Origin of the sequence: Mesorhizobium sp. M1A.F.Ca.IN.022.06.1.1 (assembly GCF_003952605.1) — a bacterium.
Taxonomy (GTDB): domain Bacteria; phylum Pseudomonadota; class Alphaproteobacteria; order Rhizobiales; family Rhizobiaceae; genus Mesorhizobium.
The window spans coordinates 6,098,607-6,114,799 of the sequence record NZ_CP034455.1; the positions used below are offsets into that span (position 1 = coordinate 6,098,607).

Genomic DNA, 16,193 nt, shown 5'->3' on the forward strand with positions numbered 1-16,193 from the left:
AATCCCGCTTGGCGTTGAATGCCTCCGGCGCTGTCGCTAGATTGCGGGCATGTCTCTGAATCTCGTCAAACTCTGCGTCGGCTGCGACAGCGTCGAGGACCTGGAAGAGTGGATCGCCTTCCGTCTCGACGAGCGGTGCCGCGCCGGCGAGCCGGCCGAGCACTGGCACACCACGCGCATGGTGCCGACGCGCGGTGGGGAGATCACCGATGGCGGCTCGCTCTACTGGGTGATCAAGGGCAACGTCCAATGCCGGCAGCTGATCACGGAGATCCGGCCTTTCGTCGACGGCGAAGGCATCGGCCGCTGCCATCTCGTGCTCGATCCCGAAGTGGTGCGCACCGACTGGCAGCCGCGCCGCGCCTTCCAGGGCTGGCGTTATCTTAAGCCCTCCGATACGCCGGCCGATCTCGGCAAGGGCAGGGCCGCATTGGCCGAGATGCCGCCGAAACTGCGCCTGGAGCTTGCGGAACTCGGCCTGCTGTAGGACTGCAGGTCCTCATCTTCCGCTTGCTGGCCCTTCGAGCGGCCCGGCGTGGGGCTTGCAAGCAACGCCCCTGCGCCACATCTTGATTTCGATGCACAATCATTTGGATGGCGGTGCAAACTGATGGGCGTGATCATCGCATTGGCAGCCGTGCTCCTGGTGCTCTTCGGCGCCGCGACAATCTTTGTGCGTGCCGACGCAGCGAGGATGGCGGACAGTCTCAGAACGCTTGGGCCCGCGCTGTTGGGCCTGATCGGCGCGACGATGCTCGTGGTCGGCCGCAGCAGCTTTGGCGGTCTGCTGATGATTGCTGCGGCAGGCTGGTATGCCTGGATGCGGGCGAGGCGACCGCCACCGAAACTTGTCGCGGCCAAACGCTCAACCGTGCGCACCGCGGCTCTCGAAATGGAGCTCGACCACGACAGCGGCAAGCTCGAAGGCCTTGTTCTCGCCGGCCACTATGAGGGGAGAATGCTGAGCGCCTTGGAGATCGCCGAGCTGCAGCAACTCCATGTCGAGCTACGGCCGGACCCGGAGAGCCGCCAACTGCTAGAGACGTATCTTGACGGCCGTTTTCCCGTCTGGCGCAAGGACGCGCAGCCGGACAGTGGCGAAGGGCTGGGTGTTGCGCCAGGTGCGGGCGCCATGACTAAGGAGGAGGCCTACAAGATCCTTGGTCTTGAAGCGGGGGCTGCCGCGGCGGATATCCGCAAGGCGCACCGCCGCCTGATGCAGCGCCTGAACGCCGATGTCGGCGGCACGTCTGTCCTGGCGGCGCGGATCAATGAAGCCAAGGACGTCTTGCTCTCCAATCACGACTAGTCTCCTTCGACGCGGAACTTCCCGGGAGGTTCAAAAGCCGCCTATTGCTGGACGGCGTAGCACTCGATCTTCTTTCGCTTCAGGGCGTCGCAAGCTTTCCAGGCTGCGTCCTTCGAGCCGAAACCGCCGAAGCGGGCGCGGTAGTAGGTGACGCCGCCCTTGTCGAACGCGATCGTGAAGCCCGATGCGTCGGCCAGCACCTTCGGCGCCTGCTTGGTCGTCTTGTCGAGAAGCGCCTGAGCCCCCGATTGCGTCGGCGAGGACGCGACCTGCACCACCCATCCCGACGGCAGCGAGGCCGTCTTGACCGGATCGATGGCCGGGGCGGCGGCTGCGGCCGGCTCGGCGTAAGCGGCAACCGTCTGGGACGTGGCTTCGGGCTGTGATGCGGTTTCGGTCTCTGAGGTGGTTTCTTGGGGCGCGGGTGCCGGAGCCATGGCGGCCACCGCAACCGTCTTCACCTTCCTGACCTGGATCACCGGCTTGGTTTCCTCAGCGACCGGCGCGCTGTCATCGGCTGACGCGACTTCGGTGTCGTCGACAGCCGGTTTTTCGTCCGGAGTCGGCGCGTCATGCTTGGGCAGGAGGACCTTGGCCAGAGCCTTGATCGGATTGCCGCCGCCCGCCTTGGCGATCAGGTTGCCGCCGCCGCGGGTCGAGGCGCGCGGCAAATAGGTGTTGATCAGTGAAGCCATCTGGTTGTCGCGGCTGCGGCCGGAAGCGCCGCCCATCACCACTGCGACGAGGCGGCGATCGCCATCGGCGACTGAGGAGACCAGGTTGTAGCCGGAAGCGCGCGTGTAGCCGGTTTTGATGCCGTCGACACCCTTGATGCGGCCGAGCAGGCGATTATGGCCGTTGATGCGCTGGCGGCCATAGAGGAACGAGCGCTGCGAGAAATAGCCGTAATATTGCGGGAAGTGCTCGCGGAGCGCGATGCCGAGCATCGCCATGTCGTGCGCCGTGGTGAACTGGCCCGGATCGGGCAGGCCATTGGCATTGCGGAAGACAGTGCCGTTCATGCCAAGCTGGCGTGCCTTGGCCGTCATCATGCGGGCAAAATTGTCTTCGCTGCCGCCGAGCAACTCGCCCAGCGCGGTCGCCGAGTCGTTCGCCGACTTCGTCACCATCGACAGGATCGCGGTCTCGACCGGCACCGACCCGCCGGCGCGCACGCCGAGCTTGGTCGGCGGCTCGGACGCGGCATGGGCCGAGAACGGCACCGGCGTGTTCTTGCCGATCCTGCCCTTCGCCAAGGCCTCGAAGGTGAGGTAGAGCGTCATCATCTTGGTGAGCGAAGCCGGATAGCGCCGGCCGTTGGCGTCGGCCGAATAAAGCACCCTTCCGGTCTTGGCGTCGACGACAATCGCGGCAGACTTTGCCGCCATCGCGGAGGCGACATCGGCGGTGACAATCGTCACCGCGAGCGCGGCAATCATGATCGCCTTGAAGGAGAATGAAGATTTGGAGACGAAGCCCGACAACGCCTGACGCACCGTTACTTACCCTGAATTTTCGTTGCCCCGGAGGCGGCAGAGGGGTGCCTGCCTCACTTCCGGCCAAGCTATCGCGGTCAGCGTTACCAATCCGTTTATGGTAACCGCCGCGTTCACCATTTCTGGCGATTTGAGCCTCTGTTTATTCGAACTTTAGCGGTCGCTGTCGCGCGGAGCCCTTGCGGCTCAAGGCAATCTTGACTTTTGTGCAGCGCACAATATATTCCAGTGCATTGCACAAGGGCGCCCGGGGCTAAATGGGCGTTTCAACCAAGGGAAGGCATGAAATGACCCAGACCTATGAGGACTTCGCGAAATACGGCAAGGAGTTTGCCGACACCGGGCTGAAGAGCTTTGCCTCGCTCACCAAGGGTGCGCAGGCGATCGCGACCGAAGCCGGCGAATACACCAAGAAGAGCTTCGAGGCCGGCAGCGCCGCCTTCGAGAAGCTGTTCTCGGCCAAGTCGATCGAGAAGGCCATCGAGATCCAGACCGACTACGCCAAGCAGAGCTACGAGAGCTTCGTGGCCGAGGCCAGCAAGATCGGCAATCTCTATGCCGAGCTCGCCAAGGAAGCCTACAAGCCGTTCGAATCGGTCGTCGCCAAGGCGAAGTAATTTCGTCCGATCACATCGGGCAGGCTAGCCGGCCCGCAAAAACAACCCGGTCGCGGAAGCGCGGCCGGGTTTTTTCATGCGCCGCCGCAACCACCCGCGCCTTGCCGCATTCACGATTGAGAAATTCGCTGAAGTTTGCGTACCTAGCCATATTGTCAGCTAAACAGAAGGGCTTAAAATCGGCCATCGAAGACCTACATGTTGAACTCGCATGAGGATTCGAAAAGGCAGGACTACGTGACGATCGGTTTGACTGCCACGGCAGGCGTGGTGCGAATGCAAGGTGACGGCGACCGCAACGATCCCGGTCGCGGCACGGCGGTCATCACGCGCACCAAAACCAAGACAAAAAAGCCCAGCCTCTACAGGGTCCTCATCCTTAACGACGACTACACTCCCATGGAGTTCGTGGTCCACGTCCTGGAGCGTTTTTTTCAGAAGGACCGCGAGGCCGCCACACGCATCATGCTGCATGTTCATAATCATGGAGTGGGCGAGTGCGGGGTCTACACATTCGAGGTGGCCGAGACCAAAGTGTCTCAGGTCATGGATTTCGCCCGACAGAATCAGCATCCGCTGCAATGCGTGATGGAGAAGAAGTGAGGTAACATGCCGGCTTTCTCCCAAGGCCTGGAAAAGGCGCTACATCAGGCGCTGACGTTCGCCAACGAGCGGCATCATGAATATGCAACGCTCGAACACCTGCTGCTGGCGCTCATCGACGACACCGAGGCGGCCGCGGTGATGCGCGCCTGCAATGTCGATCTCGACGAGCTCAAGCACACCGTTCTGACCTATATCGACACCGAGCTTGACAATCTCGTCACCGGTTACGACGAGGATTCGAAACCGACCGCCGGGTTCCAGCGCGTCATCCAGCGCGCCGTCATCCATGTGCAGTCGTCCGGCCGCGAGGAGGTGTCCGGGGCCAATGTGCTCGTCGCAATCTTTGCCGAGCGCGAAAGCCATGCGGCCTATTTCCTGCAGGAACAGCAGATGACCCGCTACGACGCGGTCAACTACATCTCGCACGGCATCGCCAAGCGCCCCGGCGCTTCGGAGTCGCGCACGCCGCGCGGCGCCGACGATGAGCAGGGCGGTCAGAACGGCGCCGAGCCGCAGGAAGACGGCGGCAAGAAGAAGCCGCAGGACGCGCTGACGGCCTACTGCATCAACCTCAACAACAAGGCCAAGGCCGGCAAGATCGATCCGCTGATCGGTCGCGAGAGCGAGATCAATCGCACCATCCAGGTGCTGTGCCGCCGCTCCAAGAACAACCCGCTCTATGTCGGCGACCCAGGCGTCGGCAAGACGGCGATCGCCGAGGGCCTTGCCAAGCGCATCGTCGAAGGCGACGTGCCCGAGGTGCTGCAGGACGCCACCATCTTCGCGCTCGACATGGGCACTCTGTTGGCCGGCACGCGCTATCGCGGCGACTTCGAGGAGCGGCTGAAGCAGGTCGTCAAGGAGCTCGAGGACTATCCGGGCGCGGTGCTGTTCATCGACGAGATCCACACCGTGATCGGGGCAGGGGCCACGTCTGGCGGCGCCATGGATGCCTCGAACCTGTTGAAGCCGGCGCTGTCGTCCGGCGCGATCCGCTGCATCGGCTCGACAACGTACAAGGAGTTCCGCCAGTTCTTCGAGAAGGACCGCGCGCTGGTGCGGCGCTTCCAGAAGATCGACGTCAACGAGCCGACCATCGAGGACGCCATCGAGATCATGAAGGGCCTGAAGCCCTATTTCGAGGAGTTCCACAAGGTCCGCTACACGAGCGAAGCGATCAAGGCTTCGGTGGAGTTGTCGGCCCGCTACATCAGCGACCGCAAGCTGCCGGACAAGGCGATCGACGTGATCGACGAGACCGGCGCCTCGCAGATGCTGGTGCCTGAGGCCAAGCGCAAGAAGACGATCGGCATCAAGGAAATCGAGGCGACGATCGCCACCATGGCGCGCATCCCGCCGAAGACGGTTTCGGCGGACGACGAGAAGGTGCTGCAGGGTCTCGATGTCGAGCTGAAGCGCGTCGTCTACGGTCAGGATACCGCAATCACCGCGCTGACGTCGGCGATCAAGCTGGCGCGGGCGGGCCTGCGCGAGCCGGAGAAGCCGATCGGCTCCTACCTTTTCTCAGGGCCGACCGGCGTCGGCAAGACGGAAGTGGCCAAGCAGCTTGCGGCCTCGCTCGGCGTCGAGCTGATCCGCTTCGACATGTCGGAATATATGGAACGCCACACCGTCTCGCGGCTGATCGGCGCACCTCCCGGCTATGTCGGCTTCGACCAGGGTGGACTGTTGACCGACGGTGTCGACCAGCATCCCCATTGCGTGCTGTTGCTCGACGAGGTGGAGAAGGCGCATCCGGATCTGTTCAACATCCTGTTGCAGGTGATGGACCATGGCAAGCTGACCGACCACAACGGCAAGCAGATCGACTTCCGCAACGTCATCCTGATCATGACGACCAATGCGGGCGCATCGGACGCTCAGCGCGCGGCGATCGGCTTCGGCTCGACCAAGCGCGAGGGCGACGACGTCGAGGCTATCAACCGGCTGTTCACGCCCGAATTCCGCAACCGTCTCGACGCGATCATTCCGTTCGGCTCGCTGCCGATCCCGGTGATCCATCAGGTGGTGCAGAAATTCGTCATGCAGCTCGAGGCCCAACTTTCCGAGCGGGGCGTCACCTTCGACCTGTCGCCGGACGCGATCGCCTGGCTGGCCGACAAGGGCTATGACGAGCGCATGGGCGCGCGTCCGCTCGGCCGCGTCATTCAGGAGCACATCAAGAAGCCGCTGGCCGACGAGGTGCTGTTCGGCAAGCTGAAGAAGGGTGGCACGGTGCGCGTCACCGTCGAGAAGAAGGAAACCGGCGAGACCGGCCTGAAGCTCGAATCGTTGGCCGATGAAGCTCCGGTGAAGCCGAAGAAGGAAGAGCCGGAGGACGCGCCGAAGCCGAGGAAGGCGGCGGCGAAGAAGCCTGCCGCCAAGAAGGCCGTGGCGCAGAAGCCGGAGCCGAAGGGCAAGGACGGCGGCAAGCGAAGCCTGGTGCCGCAGCTGCCCCGCAAGGGCTGATCGACCTGAAGCGCGTCCCGCTGAAACGGATTCAGGCGGCGCGCGCTAGGTGCTTGTTACCAAAACGGCCGCCCGCCTTTGGGCGACATGCATTGAAGTCAAAAAGCCCCGGCAACGGGGCTTTTTGACTTGGGAGGAACCGGCACGTGACGGCTGGCCAGATCACCCATACGGAATGGCGCGCGGCCCTCCGGAAGTCGAGCATTGCCGCCCCGTGAAATGTTTGCTGGCTGCAGAGTCAAGCAACGCCGTCCGGCGCGAAGCGTGTCAGGAAATATCCGCACGCCTTCCAGATCATGATGGACAAGAGGGCACCCGCGTAGCCGTCGATGGCATAGTGCCAGCCAAGCGCGACTGAGCCGACCATTATCACAGCAGCGAATGCCCACATCAGGATACCGGCCGGCCGGGAGCGCTGCGTTGCATACAAGGAGAAAAGCACCGCCATCGCCACGTGCATGGACGGGAAAGCGGATATGCCGATGCTGCCGACGGTCGCGCCGGTATAGCCGCTCCATAGCATGTTCTGCGTGCTAAGCGCCCAGATCGGATAGATGCGGTCGGCGGCGGCGAGTGCCTGCATGAGAGGACGGAAGTCACCGCCGAGTCCCAGTCGCTCGTAAAAGCACGGCCCTGCCGACGACAGCCCCATCGCCAGGAAGAAGCCGCCAAGCGTCCATATCAGCATGAAGCTCATCAGGAACTGATGACGCAGCTTCGTATCTGTGCGCGTGATGCAGGCGGTGAAAACCGTGGCGATGAGCACGATGAACCAGAAATTGTAGGCGAGATTGAGCATCCTCAATGCAAAGGGCGACTGGACGACAAACCACAGCCATTCGTCCGGCGCTCTACCGAAATGCAGGATCCGATCGGCGTGGGCCAGCGCCTTGTCCCATGCAAAAGGGGAGAGGATTGCGATGGCTCCTTTCAGAACGCCGACGGCGGATACGAAGGCGATGCTGGCGGTCAGGCCGTTGAGGCTGTTGGCCGTGCGTTCGGCGTCGCCGAAAAAGCTGCCCAGCGATTTCAGGAAGGTGCCGAGCGGTTCGGGATCCCGTTTGACCAGTGCAAGGTGGAGAAAGATCCCAAGTGCAAAGACGCAACCGCAGATCCAGAAAGCGATCAAAAGGTACTCAATGTATTCCTTCAGTATGCCGAAATCCGGCATGTTTCCGGTGCGCATGCCGATAGCTATTGCCAGAAGCAGAGCGCCGACGGCCAAGGCATGGAGCATCCTGTGCCGTCGAAAGGCGTGTGCCAGGACGATCAGAAAAGCCCGTCCGCCAGCCATCCTCGCAAGGGGGGTCGACGCCGCAACCGAATTGTCCATGGATTGAAACCCAATAGCTCGCTACGCCTCAGCGTTCTACAGCGAGATGGTTCGATATTTCCTAACCAAACGATTCGAGTGCGAACGGTCGCATCCGGCGCCGCACGCGGCCGGCCGGGGAAAAACGCGCCGGGGTTGTCGCGGCAAACCGAAATAGGATCGTCAGTGCGGGGCTGTCAGCCGGCCTTCAACGGCGACGGAGCCGCGCGCTTTAGTTCCCCAGTGCCGCGCGGATCTTGCCGGCGTTCTCGGCCAGCACTTCCGGCTTTTCCATCTGCCCGGAATGAGGCTTCAGCGGCACGCCGTCGAAGCGCGGAATGACGTGGACATGGAGATGGTAGACGGTCTGCCCGGAGGCCGGCTCGTTGAATTGCATCAAGGTGACGCCGTCGGCGCTGAAGGCCTTTTTCACGGCAACCGCCACCTGCTGCACCACGGCAAACAGCGGACCGAATGTTGCCGGATCGGCGTCGAGGATATTGCGCGACGGCGCCTTCGGCACCACCAGCGTATGGCCGACCCCTTGCGGCATCACATCCATGAAGGCTACGACCGCATCGTCCTCATAGATGCGGTGCGAGGGGATTTCGCCGCGCAGGATTTTCGCAAAGATGTTGCCGGGATCGTAGGCTTCGGCCATGGCGGGCACTCCGGATTAGGTCGTCGTCCGGTGTAGCGAAGCCGCTTCCGAGCGGCAAGACGATTGAGCGATCTGTCGGCAGCGCGGTCGAGCGCCGGCCGCCGCTCGAGCGGAAGGTCATCAGGTAGAGCCAGGCGGCGGTGCGCGGTTCGGCCATCGCTGATGGAGCGACTGTGAAGTGGATCGTCGCCGGATGGCTGTTGTTCATTGTGTCGGCGCTGTTCTTCATCGCCGCCGCGTGGCGCGCAGGCGATCTGCTGGCGCTTGGCGGCGGCATTTTCTTCCTGGTTGCCTGCTTTCGTTCCTCGTTCCGATCGCGGCCCGAAAGCCGCAATGACTGTGGATGGCAAGGCCCGAGCTATTCCTTGAGATCCTTGCGGAACGGGGTGTGCTCTTCGAGATACTCCCCATCCGCTCCACCTCGCGCCTCTCGCGGCGAAGGTAGTCGGCGACCGCGTTGCGCAGGCCAGGATGGGCGATGTAGTGCGCCGAATGCATGGTCACCGGCTGGTAGCCGCGCGCCAACTTGTGCTCGCCTTGCGCGCCGGCCTCCACCACCTTCAACTTGCGCTCGATCGCGAAGTCGATCGCCTGATGGTAGCAGACCTCGAAATGCAGGAAGGGGTGATCCTCGATGCAACCCCAGTTGCGGCCGTAAAGCGCGTCGGACCCGATGAAGTTGATGGCGCCCGCAATGTAGCGGCCGTTTCGCTTGGCCATGACCAGGAGAATGTCCTCGGCCATGCGCTCGCCGATCAGCGAGAAGAACTGGCGGTTGAGATAAGGGCGGCCCCATTTCCTGCCGCCGGTATCCATGTAGAAAGCGAAGAAATCGTCCCAGACGCGTTCGGTGATGTCCCTGCCGGTCAGCCAATCGATGCTGATGCCGTCGGCCAGCGCCTCGCGACGCTCCTTTTTCATCGCCTTACGCTTGCGTGAAGCGAGCGTGGCGAGGAAGTCATCATAGCTCGAAAAGCCTTCGTTGAAGAAATGGAACTGCTGGTCGGTCCGGTGCAGGAAACCCGCTGCTTCGAGCGTCGCAATGTCGGGCTCGGCGGCGAAAGTGACATGCGCGGAAGACACGCCGAGCTTGTCGGTCACCAATTTCAGGCCGGCGGCGAGGCCGGCCCTCACCGCGCCTTCGTCCTCGCCCCTGCTTACGAGCAGGCGAGGGCCGGTGACGGGCGTGAACGGCACCGAGCATTGCAGCTTCGGATAATAGCGCCCACCTGCGCGCTCGAACGCGTCCGACCAGCCGTGGTCGAAGACATATTCGCCCTGACTGTGCGATTTGAGATAGCAAGGCACGGCGCCCAGCAGCTTGCCTTGCGCCGTCTCGAGCCTGAGGTGATGACCCTGCCAGCCGGTGCGCCGCACGGCACAGCCAGAATCCTCAAGCGCGCTCAGAAAACCGAATGAAACGAGGGGGTTGTAGCCGTTTGCTTTGTCGCCGCGCGCGGTTGCGGCGAAGCCGTTCCATTCATCGCAGGTGAATGCGCCGATGGTCGCCGCGACGCGGACCGAATAGTCCGCATTCGCTGTCGGTCCATCGTCGTCGTCACCCTGATCCATCCGGCTTATTTAAGCGTCCTCAGGGCAGCTACAAGTCACGTTTCAGGCACTGCCTCACAGCATGATGCCGAAAGTGCGAAGCGGTTTTCGGACGGCATCATGCTCGGATCTGATCCAGGTCGTTCGACCTGAAATCATCCAGCTCTAGGCGACCTTGACCAGGTCCGGCTCAAAGCCCTCGAAGGTCATCTGGTCGGCATATTTGAAGGTGAGGTCGACCGCCGGCTGGTCGTGCACGGTCCAGGTGATGACCGGCATCTTGAGCTTTTCGCGCACGAAGCTGACGAACGGGTTCGGCAGATCGCCGGCGGCGTAAGAGGTGAAGGCGAGGTTGTGCGCCAGCATGGCAAAATGCGCCTCGATCAGCTGGTCGTCCTTGCCGTAGGCGGTGAGCCCGCCGGGAATGCCCGGCGCCTCCCTGGCGAAGTCGCGGATCAGCCAATGGTCAAACGACATGATCGCCACCTTGCCAGTGTAGCGCTTGAGCAGCCTGCCGACGCTCGCGACCAATCCGCTGTCGTGGCCGGGAACACCTTTCAGCTCGACCACCAGCGGCACGCGTCCGTCGATCAGGTCGAGCGCCTCCTGCAACGTCGGCACATGATCTTTCGTGCAGCCCACCTTGAGCGCGGTGAGCTCGGCCGCGGTGCGTTGCCAGACGAAGCCATTCTCGCCTGTCAGGCGTTTCAGGTCGCAGTCGTGGATGATGACGGGAACGCCGTCGGACGAGACATGCACGTCGCATTCGATCGCGTAACCGCGGTCGGCTGCCGCGGCGAAGGCCGACAGCGTGTTCTCCCAGCGTGTCTTGTTCATGTCATGGAAGCCGCGATGCGCGACGGGGCGGGCAATCAACCAGGAAAGGTCGGTCATGTCAGGCTCGTTTCACTCGACTTCGAAGATCGCTTCGATCTCGACCGCGGCATTGAGCGGGAGCGACGCAGTGCCGACGGCGGAGCGAGCGTGCTTGCCACGTTCGCCGAGGACCGCGACGAGGAAGTCGGAGGCGCCGTTGGCGACCAGATGCTGCTCGACGAAGTCCGGCGCCGAGGCGACGAAGACCGTGATCTTGACCAGCCGGCGGATTTTTTCGAGATCGCCAAGTGCTGCCTTGGCCTGCGCCAGGATGTTGATGGCGCAGAATTTTGCGCCCTCCTTGCCGGCGGCGGTATCGATGTCGCGGCCAAGCAGCCCGCTTGCCTGCAGCTTGCCGTCCTTCAGCGGCAGCTGCCCGGCGGTGAAGAGCGTGTTGCCGGTCCGGCAGTAGGGCACGTAGTTGGCGGCCGGCGCTGCTGCGGCCGGAATGGCGACGCCGAGATCGCTTAGCCGCTTTTCGATTGTTTCGCTCATTGGTTTTCCCTATTGCTGGAAGGCGCCGCGTTGGCGGGGCCGAAATTGCTATTTTTGCCTCGCTTCCGCCACGACTTTTTTTAAGCTGGACCATCTTTCCCTGCGGCCTACCATCGGCCGCGACGATCGGAGCACTGCATGCGCTTGACGCGCCTTTTCCTTTCCGCCGCTCTCCTGTCGGCGGCCATCCCGATGGCTCCGGCCCTTGCCGTGCCAGCGCTGCAGGCGCACCGCGCCGTCTACGATCTCACGCTCAACAAGGCGTCCGATCGCTCCGGCATCACAGGCATCTCCGGCCGCATGGTCTATGAGTTCAACGGCTCTCCCTGCGAGGGCTATACGGTGAAGTTCCGTTTCGTCACGCAGATCGTCACCAGCGAGAACACCAGGCTGACCGACCAGCAGACGACGACGTTCGAGGACGCAGAAGGCAAGACCTTCTCCTTCGTGACGAAGTCCTTCGTCGACCAGAACCTCGACAAGGAAGTCAAGGGTATGGCGACCAGGGAGCCGAAGGGCCTCAAAGTCAACATCGACAAGCCCGAGAAGAACACGCTCGAGCTCGCCGCCACGCAGTTCCCCACCCAGCACCTCGTGGAGCTGATCGGCAAGGCCGAGAAGGGAGAGAACTTCTATCAGACCAATCTGTTCGACGGCTCCGAGGAAGCCAATAAGGTAATGACGACCACCGTCGTCGTCGGCAAGAGAGCCGACGCCGACAAGGCGGACCCGGAAGCGCCGGCGCTCGCAAAGCTAGCCACCGACAAATACTGGCCGGTCGACATCGCCTATTTCGACGACACCGACAAAAGCGGCGAAGAGGTGCCGGAGTACCGGATCAGCTTCAAACTGCATGAGAACGGCATCACGCGCGACCTCGTCATGGATTATGGCGACTTCTCAATGACCGGCAAATTGGTGAACCTGTCGCTGTTCGATCAGGCCAAGCCCTGTCCGGCCTCGAAATAGCGGCGGGTTAACCGCTACGGCGATCCGTCGCCGAGCCTGACTTGAAGACGCCGCAATCCCGTTCCAGCATCCCGTAGGCATTTCGGGGGGAAAAGCTTGGGCAGGATCGACGTGTTCGTGGCGCCGCGACCCAATCCGGCGCTGATCAAGGTGATGACGATCGTCAACCGCATCGTCATGTTGCGAGGGGTTCCCGGCTTCCGCGACCTGTTGCCGTTCAATCGGCTCGCCGGCCTGCGCGGCGTCGCCAATATCCGTCACATCGACTTTCCCGTCGCCGACCAGCAGAAGCTGCACGCCTGCTGCGGCGAAGGCCAAGCGACGTTCATCACGCCCAACCATCCGGAATTCTTCACCGACTGGATGATCGACAAGGAGATCGTCTCGCGCGTCAGCCCGCTTGCCGCCTCATGGGCAACACATGGGGTGGTGAACGGGCTCGGTCGGCTGATGCAGAAATTCTGGCTGGCCAACAATCTGATCGCGCAGATTCCCGGCAACAGCGAAGCCGCCAAGGCGCATTCGGTCGATTGGGCGCTGAAAGGCCATGGCGTGCTGCTTCATCCGGAAGGCAGCGTCGGCTGGCACGGCAACCATGTCGCGCCGCTGCTTCCCGGCGCGGTGGAGATGGGGCTGGCGGCGCTGAAGCGCGGGCGCGAAACCAACAAGGATTTCAAGGTCTGGGTGGCTCCTGTTGTCTGGAAGCTCGCCTTCATCGGCAATGTCGAGCGGCCGCTCGCCAGGGAATGCGCCTATGTCGAGAAAAAGCTGAAAATGGAAAGTGTTGCAGCCGGCTCCCTGCCGGAGCGCGTCTACAGCATCTATTCAGGCCTGCTCTCCCTCGACGAGCAGGCCTGCGGCCTGACCGCAGAGGCGGGCGCTTCCTTTGCCAGCCGCCAGCAAAGGGTGCTGGCCGAGCTTGGCCTGCGGCTCGCCGATGCCGTTGCGGCCGAACCCGACCTCGATTTGGCCGAGTTGCTGCGGCGTTCACGCCGCTGGCTGCGCGAGGGCAAGGCTGATGCGGATGAGCAAAAACGCGTGCGAAAACTGGCGGAAACGATCCAGCGCGTCCAGCGCGTCAGCTCCTGGGCCTTCGCCAATCAGACGATAACCCAGGAGGAGATCGCCGAGCATCTGAAGCGCATCCGCAACGACTATTGCAAAGGCGCTTTGCGCGATTCGATCAACCGCTTCATTCCGCAGCCCGCCGGGCCGCGCTGCGCTCACATCCGCGTGCCCGAGCCGTTGGCGCTTCATGCATATGATGGTTCGGTCGAAGAGGCGCTCGCCGTGCTGCGCTCAAGGATGCAGGAAGCGGTGTCGAGGATCGTGACCGAACTTGAAGCCGCCGGCGGCTTCATTTCCTATCCGAATCCCTTCTATCATCGCTGACTTCGCGTCGGCCCGGGGTGATTGTGAGCGGGCCGCCGATGTCGGTTGGAGTGCGGCAAGCTAGATGGCTGTCTATGTCGATGCGGCGATCTGGAAATGGGCCGGCCATCGCTGGTGCCATCTGCTCGCCGACGACACCGACGAGCTCCACCGCTTTGCCGCCGAGCTCGGCCTCAAGCGCTCGTCCTATCAGGGGCCGCCGAAGACTTCGGCGCCGCATTACGATATCACCGGCTTTGAGCGCGACCGCGCCGTGCGGCTTGGCGCGGTCGAATGCAGTCGCGAGGAGATTGTCGCCGTCTTCCGCCGCGTCAGAGTGCCGAACGGCAAGACCCGACGCTGACGGAGTTTTGATGCATGTCGTTGTCCCAGAACCGCCGAACACTTCTGGGCGACATGCATAAGTGCGCGGATCGCCGCAGGTGAGGGCGTTTTCCGGTAGCTCGCTTGCGTTTACGAGACTTCCCCTCTATATGCGCGCTCATTCCACACACGGACTTTGGTGTCTGCCCGGGAGAAATCCGGCTGAAACCTCCGGTGGCATCAGGACATAAGTCCGAAATGCCTGTGTCCGTGGAGGCCAACCGGAAAGGAACTAAAGAATGGCTCTGCCTGATTTCAGCATGCGCCAGCTTCTGGAAGCTGGTGTTCACTTCGGACACCAGACCCACCGCTGGAACCCGAAGATGGCGCCCTACATCTATGGCGCCCGCAACAACATCCACATCATCGACCTGTCGCAGACGGTGCCGCTGCTGCACCAGGCCCTGAAGCAGGTTTCCGACACCGTCGCCAAGGGCGGCCGTGTGCTGTTCGTCGGCACCAAGCGCCAGGCTTCGGACATCGTCGCCGACGCCGCCCAGCGTTCGGCCCAGTATTATGTCAACTCGCGTTGGCTGGGCGGCATGCTGACCAACTGGAAGACGATCTCGAATTCGATCCAGCGCCTGCGCAAGCTCGACGAGACGCTGGCCGGCGAGGCCCAGGGCCTCACCAAGAAGGAGCGCCTCAACCTCGACCGTGAGCGCGAGAAGCTCAACAAGGCGCTGGGCGGCATCAAGGACATGGGTTCGACGCCGGACCTGATGTTCGTCATCGACACCAACAAGGAGGCGATCGCCATCCTCGAGGCCAAGCGCCTCGGCATCCCGGTCGTCGCCATCATCGATTCCAACTGCGACCCGGACAAAATCGACTTCCCGATCCCCGGCAATGACGACGCGGCCCGCGCGATCCAGCTTTATTGCGACCTGATCGCCAAGGCTGCGATCGACGGCATCGCCCGGCAGCAGGGCGCGCTCGGCATGGACATCGGCGCGTCGGCCGAGGCTCCGGTCGAACCGGCGCTCGACACTCCGGCCACTGAAGCTCCGGAAGCTTGAAAAACGAAGGCCGGCTTCGGCCTTCATCTTTCCAATAAGTTGGCGCGTTAAAGCGCTTTTGCCGGGCGCATCATCGGGATTCGATGGTGCGTCGGCGCTTTTGAAACAAAGAGGCGACAATGAGCATTTCGGCTGCACAGGTCAAAGAACTCCGCGACTTGACCGGCGCGGGCATGATGGACTGCAAGGCGGCGTTGAACGAAACCAACGGCGACATGGAAGCGGCCGTCGACTGGCTGCGCAAGAAGGGCATCTCCAAGGCCGACAAGAAGGCCGGCCGCACCGCGGCGGAAGGCCTGATCGGCGTCGATTCCGGTGTTCGCGAAGCCGCGGTCGTCGAGGTGAACTCCGAGACCGACTTCGTCGCGCGCAACTCCGCCTTCCAGGAAATCGTCGCCAACGTCGCCAAGGTGGCGCTCGCCTATGGCACGACCGAAGCAGTTGCCGCGGCCAAGTATCCGGGCTCCGACAAGTCAGTCACCGACACCATCAAGGACGCGGTCGGCACCATCGGCGAGAACATGGGCTTCCGCCGCTCGGCCAAGCTCACTGTCCCGCATGGCGCGGTGGCGACCTATGTCCACAATGCCGTCGCGGATGGCCTCGGCAAGCTCGGCGTGCTGGTCGCGATCGAGACCACCGGCAATGAGCATGCGGCGAACGCCTTCGGCCGCCAGGTCGCCATGCATGTCGCCGCGACCAACCCGGTTGCGCTGACTGCCGAGGAAGTCGACCCGGCCCTGATCGAGCGCGAGAAGGCGATCTTCTCCGACCAGGCCCGCCAGTCCGGCAAGCCGGAAGCGATCATCGAGAAGATGGTCGAGGGCCGGCTGCGTAAGTTCTATGAAGAGGTCGTGCTCCTGAAGCAGGCCTTCGTGCTCAATCCCGACATCACCGTCGAGAAGGCGCTGAAGGATGCCGAGAAGGAGATCGGCGCTCCGGCGAAGATCACCGCCTATCTGCGTTACGCGCTGGGCGAGGGCATCGAGAAGGAAGCGACCGATTTCGCGGCGGAAGTCGCGGCCGCGGTCAAGAAATAGCCCGAAGCAAAAGTAAGG

16 protein-coding genes and 1 pseudogene are annotated in these 16,193 nt (G+C 62.8%); 10 read left to right on the forward strand and 7 right to left on the reverse strand.

Going from position 1 to position 16,193, the window contains the following annotated elements; genetic code table 11:
- The first annotated feature begins 49 nt into the window (after positions 1–49).
- Both EJ078_RS29025 and EJ078_RS29030 read left to right on the forward strand, forming a co-directional pair.
- Positions 50–487 carry a DUF1489 family protein gene (locus EJ078_RS29025; RefSeq protein ID WP_127403702.1) on the forward strand — a complete coding sequence of 146 codons (438 nt, stop codon included), beginning with the start codon at positions 50–52 and terminating at the stop codon, positions 485–487.
- A gap of 123 nt (positions 488–610) precedes the next feature.
- Positions 611–1,309 (forward strand): molecular chaperone DnaJ, encoded by a 699-nt coding sequence (locus EJ078_RS29030; protein WP_127403703.1) that lies wholly within the window; start codon positions 611–613, stop codon positions 1,307–1,309.
- A 41-nt stretch (positions 1,310–1,350) separates the two neighbouring features.
- On the opposite strand, the gene EJ078_RS29035 is transcribed toward EJ078_RS29030, so the two are convergent.
- On the reverse strand, positions 1,351–2,805 hold the full coding sequence (locus EJ078_RS29035; protein WP_127403704.1) for a D-alanyl-D-alanine carboxypeptidase: 1,455 nt from the start codon (positions 2,803–2,805) through the stop codon (positions 1,351–1,353).
- Positions 2,806–3,092: 287 nt separating this feature from the next.
- On the opposite strand from EJ078_RS29035, the gene EJ078_RS29040 reads away from it, so the two are divergent.
- Complete coding sequence (locus EJ078_RS29040) at positions 3,093–3,422, forward strand: phasin family protein (protein WP_066992785.1); 330 nt, start codon at positions 3,093–3,095, stop codon at positions 3,420–3,422.
- Between the two features lie 10 nt (positions 3,423–3,432).
- Here EJ078_RS29040 and EJ078_RS29045 read toward each other — a convergent pair whose 3' ends face one another.
- Positions 3,433–3,609 carry a hypothetical protein gene (locus tag EJ078_RS29045; protein ID WP_156751000.1) on the reverse strand — a complete coding sequence of 59 codons (177 nt, stop codon included), beginning with the start codon at positions 3,607–3,609 and terminating at the stop codon, positions 3,433–3,435.
- 89 nt (positions 3,610–3,698) lie between these two features.
- Between EJ078_RS29045 and clpS the strand changes: the two genes are divergently transcribed.
- Together clpS and clpA are read left to right on the forward strand one after the other, a co-directional pair.
- Positions 3,699–4,025: an ATP-dependent Clp protease adapter ClpS gene (clpS, locus tag EJ078_RS29050; RefSeq protein WP_041000825.1), complete on the forward strand. Its 327-nt coding sequence runs from the start codon at positions 3,699–3,701 to the stop codon at positions 4,023–4,025.
- A gap of 6 nt (positions 4,026–4,031) precedes the next feature.
- Positions 4,032–6,497 carry an ATP-dependent Clp protease ATP-binding subunit ClpA gene (gene clpA, locus EJ078_RS29055; RefSeq protein ID WP_066992605.1) on the forward strand — a complete coding sequence of 822 codons (2,466 nt, stop codon included), beginning with the start codon at positions 4,032–4,034 and terminating at the stop codon, positions 6,495–6,497.
- Positions 6,498–6,735: 238 nt separating this feature from the next.
- Here clpA and EJ078_RS29060 read toward each other — a convergent pair whose 3' ends face one another.
- The 5 genes and pseudogenes from EJ078_RS29060 to EJ078_RS29080 all read right to left on the reverse strand — a co-directional run bounded on the left by EJ078_RS29060 (position 6,736) and on the right by EJ078_RS29080 (position 11,392).
- Positions 6,736–7,668, reverse strand: a complete 933-nt coding sequence (locus tag EJ078_RS29060; RefSeq protein WP_127216027.1) for a phosphatase PAP2 family protein — start codon at positions 7,666–7,668, stop codon at positions 6,736–6,738.
- Positions 7,669–8,041: 373 nt separating this feature from the next.
- Positions 8,042–8,470, reverse strand: a complete 429-nt coding sequence (locus EJ078_RS29065; protein WP_127216022.1) for an HIT family protein — start codon at positions 8,468–8,470, stop codon at positions 8,042–8,044.
- Between the two features lie 358 nt (positions 8,471–8,828).
- Positions 8,829–10,042: pseudogene (locus EJ078_RS29070) on the reverse strand (GNAT family N-acetyltransferase).
- Positions 10,043–10,186: 144 nt separating this feature from the next.
- Positions 10,187–10,915: a glycerophosphodiester phosphodiesterase gene (locus EJ078_RS29075; protein WP_127216025.1), complete on the reverse strand. Its 729-nt coding sequence runs from the start codon at positions 10,913–10,915 to the stop codon at positions 10,187–10,189.
- Positions 10,916–10,927: 12 nt separating this feature from the next.
- On the reverse strand, positions 10,928–11,392 hold the full coding sequence (locus tag EJ078_RS29080; protein WP_066992618.1) for a RidA family protein: 465 nt from the start codon (positions 11,390–11,392) through the stop codon (positions 10,928–10,930).
- Positions 11,393–11,530: 138 nt separating this feature from the next.
- Here EJ078_RS29080 and EJ078_RS29085 point away from each other — a divergent pair, with 138 nt between their 5' ends.
- From EJ078_RS29085 to tsf, 5 genes are all read left to right on the forward strand, one after another.
- Positions 11,531–12,361: a cell envelope integrity EipB family protein gene (locus tag EJ078_RS29085; RefSeq protein ID WP_127216026.1), complete on the forward strand. Its 831-nt coding sequence runs from the start codon at positions 11,531–11,533 to the stop codon at positions 12,359–12,361.
- Positions 12,362–12,457: 96 nt separating this feature from the next.
- Positions 12,458–13,753: a hypothetical protein gene (locus EJ078_RS29090; RefSeq protein ID WP_127403706.1), complete on the forward strand. Its 1,296-nt coding sequence runs from the start codon at positions 12,458–12,460 to the stop codon at positions 13,751–13,753.
- Between the two features lie 64 nt (positions 13,754–13,817).
- The gene (locus EJ078_RS29095; protein ID WP_067319872.1) at positions 13,818–14,096 is read left to right on the forward strand and encodes a DUF4031 domain-containing protein; all 279 of its coding nucleotides are present in this window, start codon (positions 13,818–13,820) and stop codon (positions 14,094–14,096) included.
- 259 nt (positions 14,097–14,355) lie between these two features.
- Positions 14,356–15,135 (forward strand): 30S ribosomal protein S2, encoded by a 780-nt coding sequence (gene rpsB, locus EJ078_RS29100; RefSeq protein ID WP_059188654.1) that lies wholly within the window; start codon positions 14,356–14,358, stop codon positions 15,133–15,135.
- 119 nt (positions 15,136–15,254) lie between these two features.
- Complete coding sequence (tsf, locus tag EJ078_RS29105; protein ID WP_127216993.1) at positions 15,255–16,175, forward strand: translation elongation factor Ts; 921 nt, start codon at positions 15,255–15,257, stop codon at positions 16,173–16,175.
- The last annotated feature ends 18 nt before the right edge of the window (positions 16,176–16,193 follow it).